This is a genomic window from Microbacterium sp. NPDC055665 (assembly GCF_053618035.1).
In genome coordinates this window covers 64350-70650 of record NZ_JBSHGY010000013.1, presented here as the reverse complement: position 1 = coordinate 70650, position 6301 = coordinate 64350, and the positions used below count along the sequence as shown (strand labels likewise).

Here is a 6301-nt window from a genome sequence, read left to right as displayed (position 1 = left end):
CGTTTGTTGCGCTGGTGGGGGGGGGCGATCCTGGGCCGCGCCGGGTGGTGGTCCTTCCCGCCCGGCCTGCCGCGGTGGGCTGCGGGGTTCTTCGGGGGGGGGGGGGGGCGGGGGGGGGCCGCCCCCGCGAGGTTCGAGGACTCTGTCTTCTGGCTCATTCGGGTACCCGAACCTCTCCGTCAGCGGGCTCAGCCCGCGTCGACCTGCGCCTGGATCTCGGTCAGCACGTCCTGTGCCGGCTTCGTCTGGAGCTGACCGAACAGCGACTTGAACGCACCGTCGGCGGCGGACCACTTCGGGTTCGTCGACGGGTAGAACTGTGCGTCGGGCAGCACGTCGAGGAACGGCTTGAGTGCCTCTTCGCCGGCCAGGGCCTCGGACCCGGACTTGGTGACGGGCAGGAAGCCCTCGGCCTGCACCCACGGCACGTACACGTCCGCCGAGTAGTAGTAGTCGAAGAACTTGGTGATCGCGTCCTGCTTGTCGCCGTCGTTCTCGAACGCCATCAGCTGGTCCATGACGCCGAGCGTGAAGGGCGAGCCGTCCTTCGTCGGGATCGGGACGATGGAGTAGTCCAGGTCGGGGTTGCCGTCGGCGATCTGGCCGACCGTCGGCGGGAGGCCGACCTGCATTCCGATCTTGCCCTGGATGAAGATGTCCATCAGCGGCGAACGCTGCGTCGAACCGGGGTCGGCCTGGGTCGCGCCGGCGTCGATCATCTTCTTGATCTGCTCGGCCCCGACGAGGTTCTCCGGGGTGTCGATGGTGATCTCGGACTCGTCGCCGAACGATCCGCCGCCGCCCCACAGCCACACGGCTGCCTCGGCCTGCGCCTCTTCGGATCCGAGCGGCATGCCGTAGCCGGCCACGCCGCCGCCGAGTGCCGACACCTTGGTCGCGGCATCCAGCAGCGAGTCCCAGTCGGTCGGTGCCTCGACGCCGGCCTGCTCGAGCAGCGCGTTGTTGACGAACAGGGCGCGGGCCGACGCGATCATGGGCAGCGCGTACGCGGTGCCGTCGACCTCGGCGTTCTTGAGGAACGACTCCTGGAAGTCGGAGAAGGTCTCCTCGGAGACGACCTCTTCGGTCGGGTAGAGCAGCTCGTCGCCGACGAAGCCCGCGAACGGACCGCCGTTGTAGATGTCGGGAGCCTCCCCCGCCTGGATCTTGGTGGAGACGACCTTCTCCAGGTTGTCCCAGGACTGCACCTCGAGCTTGACGTCGATGTCGGGGTTGGCCTTCTCGAACCCCTTGATCACCGTCTCCCAGTTCGCCTTGGTGCCGTCCGAGTAGCTGGGGACGAGGAGGTCGAGGGTCGTCGACCCCTCTTCGCCTCCGCCGTCTCCGGACGATCCGCCGAACCCGCACGAAGCGAGCGAGAGCGTGGCGACGGCCGCAATGGCGGCGGCGCCGAACCGCAGTGACTTCTTCATGTGTATTGCATTCCTCACTGTGAGTGTCCGCCCCTCGGCGGCGGGCCGCTTCGGGAGGGGGTGTGGTGCACAGTCGCAAGCACAACTCACGCGACGGTGCGTGGTGATCGTTTCGCCGGGTGGCATCCGCGATCGTTCAAGCCGGGGCTCGGGGTTCTCGGCGACGATCGGAATCGACGACGAGGGTTTGGAACTTCTCGATTATTTGTCAGGGGAACAAACAAATCAAGAGTAACCGGGGGTTGCTCTTCTTTGACGCCATACTATGATTGATTCCGGCTTCAAACGATCACAAGTATGCAACATATCGCACGAAGGGCACCTCGATGACTGAATCACTTCCCGGCGCGTACATGCGCGAGGAACTCCACTCCCAGCCGCAGATGTGGGCACGGGCCGCCGAACTGAAGGCAGAGCAGGGCATGCTGCCGGCCACGGGCGCGCGCGTCGCGGTCGTCGGCTGCGGCACGTCGTGGTTCATGGCGCAGTCCTACGCCGCCCTCCGCGAGTCCGCGGGGCACGGCGAAACCGATGCGTTCGCGGCCTCGGAGGCGTTCATCGACCGCGGATACGACGCCGTCGTCGCGCTGACGCGATCCGGCACGACCAGCGAGGTGCTCGAGCTCGTCGACCGCGTCAAGGGCCGCGTCCGCACCATCGGCGTCATCGGCGACCCGACGTCGCCGCTCGTGTCGCTCGTCGACGACGCGGTGCTGCTGCCGTTCGCAGACGAGAAGTCCGTGGTGCAGACGCGTTTCGCCACGACGGCGCTCGCCCTGTTCCGCGCGTCGCTCGGCGAAGACCTGACCGCCGCCATCGCCGATGCCGAGGCCGTGCTGGCAGAGCCCGGCGATGACGAACTGCGCGACGCCGAGCAGTACACGTTCCTCGGGCGCGGCTGGACGATCGGTCTCGCCCACGAGGCCGCTCTGAAGCTGCGTGAGTCCTCGCAGTCCTGGACCGAGGCCTACCCGTCGATGGACTACCGCCACGGTCCGATCGCCATCGCCGCGCCCGGCAGGGTGACGTGGCAGTTCGGCGAGGCTCCGGAAGGACTCGCCGGCGAGGTGGCCGCCACCGGCGCCCGTTTCGAGCAGCGCGCGATCGACCCGCTCGCCGACCTCGTGCGCCTGCACCGTACGGCGCTGGATCGCGCGGTGGAGCGCGGGCTCGACCCGGATCAGCCGCGCAACCTCACGCGATCCGTCATCCTGGATGCATGACCCCACGCATTGCCGGAGCCGATGATGATCGACCCTGACGCGGCATCGGCCGTTCCCGACGTCGAGCGCGACGCGGCGGGAGAGAAGCTCTCCGACGTGCGCACGCTCGGACGGGGCGCGCCGGTGCTGGCGTTCGACGTGGGCGGAACAGACATCAAGTCGGCGCTGTTCGACGCCGAGGGGACCGCGCTCGGACTCCGTCGCACACCGACGCCGGTCGTCGAGGGCGACCGCACGCACGTTCTGCTCGAGCGGCTCGAGGCGCTGGCGGCCGAACTGCGTGACGCGCATCCCGACGTGGTGCCGCAGGCGGTCGGTCTCGTGGTGCCGGGCATCGTGGATGCGGATGCCGGCCTCGGCGTGTTCGCGAGCAACCTCGGCTGGCATGACTCACCGCTGCGTGATCTCGCCTCCGCGCGGCTGGGCCTTCCCGTGGCTTTCGATCACGATGTCCGCGTGGCGAGCTGGGCGGAGCGTCGGCTCGGGGGCGCCCGCGACTACGCCGATGCCGTCGTGCTCGTGATCGGCACGGGCATCGCCGGCGCCCTGCTGGTGGGCGGAGTGCCGTACACGGCAGGCGGGTACGCGGGCGAGATCGGGCACTCGCCCATCGCCGACGGGCCGATCTGCCCCTGCGGCGCGCGCGGCTGCCTGGAGGCCGTGGCATCCGCGGGGGCCATCGCGCGGCGCTACCGCGAGGCGACCGGCGTCGCACCCGACGGGGCCAAGGACGTGATCGCCCGCGCGGCGGCCGGAGACGAGGTGGCGGCAGAGATCTGGAACTCGGCGCTCGACGCCCTCACGATGTCGCTCGCGCAGCTCACCGCGGTCGTCGCGCCTCAGGCTGTGGTCATCGGCGGCGGCCTGTCCCGCGCTGGAGGAGCCCTCTTCGACGAGTTGCGCGCGCGCCTCGCGGCCCGGCTCAGCTTTCACCGCATCCCCGTGCTCGTCCCCGCCGAGCTCTCCGGCAACGCCGGCCTGCTCGGTGCCGCCCTGCGAGCGAGGGAGCTCACGTGATCCTGACCGTCACCCCCAACCCCGCGCTCGACCTGACCTGGCACGTGGATCGGCTCCGCGAGGGCGGCACGCACCGGGCGGATGCCGGAGTCGCACGCGCCGGGGGCAAGGGCCTCAACGTCGCCCGCGTGGCATACGCGGAAGGCGCGGATGTGCTCGCGGTCACCACGATGGGTGGGCGCGTCGGCGAGGAGTTCGCCGCCGAGCTCGGTGCCAGTGGCGTGCCGCACGCCCTCGTGCCGGTGGCCGCCGAGACCCGGCGCAGCATCGCCGTGGTCGACGAGTCCGCCGGGGACACGACGATCATCAACGAGCGCGGCGTCAACCCGAGCGACAGCGAGTGGGCGGACCTCCTCGCCGAGGTCGTCGAACGGCTGCCGGCTGCGAGTGTCCTCGTCGTGTCCGGCAGTGTGCCACCCGGCGCCCCGGAATCGCTCCTCCCCATGCTCATCGCGGTGGGGAAGGATGCCGGAGTCCCCGTGATCGCCGACACCTCGGGACCCGCGCTCCTGCGTGCGGCGGATGCCGGCGCCGACGTCCTGAAGCCCAACGCGGCCGAACTCGTCGAAGCCACCGGCATCGCCGACCCCGTCGAGGGTGCCCGTGCGCTGATCGCCCGCGGCGCCGAGCTCGTGCTGCTCTCGCTGGGGGCCGACGGCATGCTCGCCGTCACCGCGTCCGACCTCGTGCACGCTCGGCTCGACGAACCTCTCGCCGGCAATCCGACCGGCGCCGGGGATGCCGGGGTGGCCGCGTGTGCCGCGCTGTATGCGGCGGGCGAGCGCGACCCCGAGCAGATCCTCCGTCGCGCCACAGCCTGGTCCGCGGCCGCGGTCCTCACCCCGCTCGCCGGCGACATCTCCCCGCGCTGGCGCGCACTCGAACAGCAGCTGCTCGTCTCGCATCCCGCCCCCGAATCGTTCCGGAAGGACCCTTCGTGACCCTCGTCTCCGCTCGCGACCTCGTCTCCGCGGCATCCGCCGCCGGCACCGGGATCGGCGCGTTCAACGTGATCCACCTCGAGACCGCCGAGGGGCTGGTGCGCGCAGCCGCGCTTGCCGAGCTCCCCGTGATCCTGCAGATCTCGCAGAACTGCGCCGACTATCACGGTGGGCTCGAGCCGATCGCTCTGGCCACGCTCGCGGTGGCACGACGCGCGGAGATGCCGGTCGCCGTGCACCTCGACCATGCCGAACGGCCCGAGCTGGTCGACGAGGCCATCGAGCTGGGCTTCGGGTCCGTGATGTTCGACGGCGGAGCGCTGCCCTATGACGACAACGTGGCGCTCACGGCGGCCGTCGCAGCACGGGCGCATGCGGGCGGGGTCTACGTCGAGGGGGAGCTGGGCGAGGTGGGCGGCAAGGACGGAGCCCATGCGCCGGGTGTGCGCACCGACCCCGACGAGGCGCGGGCGTTCGTCGCGGCCACGGGTGTCGATGCACTCGCGGTGGCGGTGGGCTCGTCTCACGCCATGACCGATCGCACGGCGTCGCTCGACCTCGACCTGATCGCGCGCCTGCATGCAGCCCTGCCCGTCCCCCTCGTGCTGCACGGATCCTCGGGGGTGGCGGATGCCGTGATCGCCGACGCCGTGCGCGCGGGGATGACCAAGATCAACGTCTCCACGCACCTCAACGGGTTCTTCACCCGGGCGGTGCGCGAGAAGCTGGATGCGGACGAGCGGCTCGTCGACTCGCGGAAGTATCTGGCACCCGCGCGTGACGCTCTGGCCGCCGAGGCTGCCCGCATGCTGCGGTTGTTCGCCCTGCAGGGAGCATGATGAAGCGGGCGGCGCGGCTGAACGCGATCCTCGACCTCCTGGCCACGAGCGGCGAGGTCACGGTGGAAGACCTGGTGGAGCAGTTCGGCGCCTCGTCGGCCACGACCCGCCGCGACCTCGACTCGCTCGCCGAGCAGCGGCTGCTCACCCGCACGCACGGCGGTGCGGTGGCGCAGGCCGTCGCCTACGAGCTGCCGATCCGCTACAAGAGCCACCTGCGCACCCACGAGAAAGCCAACATCGCGCAGACCGCGGCGGGCCTGGTCGCCCCCGGCATGGTGGTCGGGCTGTCCGGCGGCACGACCACCACCGCGATCGCCGCGGCCCTCGCCGCCCGCGACGACCTGTCCGGCAATGGCGGCATCACCGTGGTCACGAATGCCGTGAACATCGCGGCGCAGCTCGCCACGCGACCCGATATCAAGGTCGTCGTCACCGGCGGAGTCATCCACTCCCGCAGCTACGAGCTCGTCGGCCCGTTCGTCGAACAGCTGCTGCGCGGGGTGCGGCTCGACATCGCGTTCATCGGCGTGAACGGGATGGATGCCGCCGCGGGCGCCACCACTCAGGACGAGCGCGAGGCCGCAGTGAACCGCATGATGGCCGAACGCGCCCGGCGCGCGGTCGTGGTCACCGACGGCAGCAAGCTCGGGGTCGAGGCGTTCTCGGCGGTCGGCGGCGTCGACCTCTTCCCGACCGTGATCACGGATGCCGGAGCGGATGCCGAGGCGCTCGCCGCCCTCCGCGCCGCCGGCTACTCCGTGCTCGTGGCCTGAGGGATCCGTCCGCTCGCAGGCGCAGGCGCAGGCGCCCGGCGCTTGACCTGCCCTGCCGACGCACAGCCTGAA

At 70.8% G+C, this 6301-nt stretch carries 6 protein-coding genes; 5 read left to right on the top strand and 1 reads right to left on the bottom strand.

Annotated elements, in window-relative coordinates:
- Nucleotides 1-188 precede the first annotated feature (188 nt).
- Entirely contained in the window at nt 189-1433 is a 1245-nt protein-coding gene (locus ACWGO6_RS17965) for an extracellular solute-binding protein (protein ID WP_136041725.1), read from the bottom strand.
- 326 nt (nt 1434-1759) lie between these two features.
- Between ACWGO6_RS17965 and ACWGO6_RS17960 the strand changes: the two genes are divergently transcribed.
- From ACWGO6_RS17960 to ACWGO6_RS17940, 5 genes are read left to right on the top strand one after another with little or no spacing between them, the layout of a single operon-like run.
- Nucleotides 1760-2656 (top strand): SIS domain-containing protein, encoded by an 897-nt coding sequence (locus tag ACWGO6_RS17960; protein WP_452327525.1) that lies wholly within the window; start codon nt 1760-1762, stop codon nt 2654-2656.
- Nucleotides 2657-2680: 24 nt separating this feature from the next.
- Nucleotides 2681-3673: an ROK family protein gene (locus tag ACWGO6_RS17955; protein ID WP_452327524.1), complete on the top strand. Its 993-nt coding sequence runs from the start codon at nt 2681-2683 to the stop codon at nt 3671-3673.
- On the top strand, nt 3670-4614 hold the full coding sequence (locus ACWGO6_RS17950) for a 1-phosphofructokinase family hexose kinase (protein WP_452327523.1): 945 nt from the start codon (nt 3670-3672) through the stop codon (nt 4612-4614). The genes ACWGO6_RS17955 and ACWGO6_RS17950 overlap by 4 nt, the downstream gene beginning before the upstream one ends.
- Entirely contained in the window at nt 4611-5453 is an 843-nt protein-coding gene (locus ACWGO6_RS17945) for a class II fructose-bisphosphate aldolase (RefSeq protein WP_452327522.1), read from the top strand. Before ACWGO6_RS17950 ends, ACWGO6_RS17945 begins: the two co-directional genes overlap by 4 nt.
- Nucleotides 5453-6229 (top strand): DeoR/GlpR family DNA-binding transcription regulator, encoded by a 777-nt coding sequence (locus ACWGO6_RS17940; RefSeq protein WP_452327527.1) that lies wholly within the window; start codon nt 5453-5455, stop codon nt 6227-6229. The genes ACWGO6_RS17945 and ACWGO6_RS17940 overlap by 1 nt, the downstream gene beginning before the upstream one ends.
- Nucleotides 6230-6301: the final 72 nt, after the last annotated feature.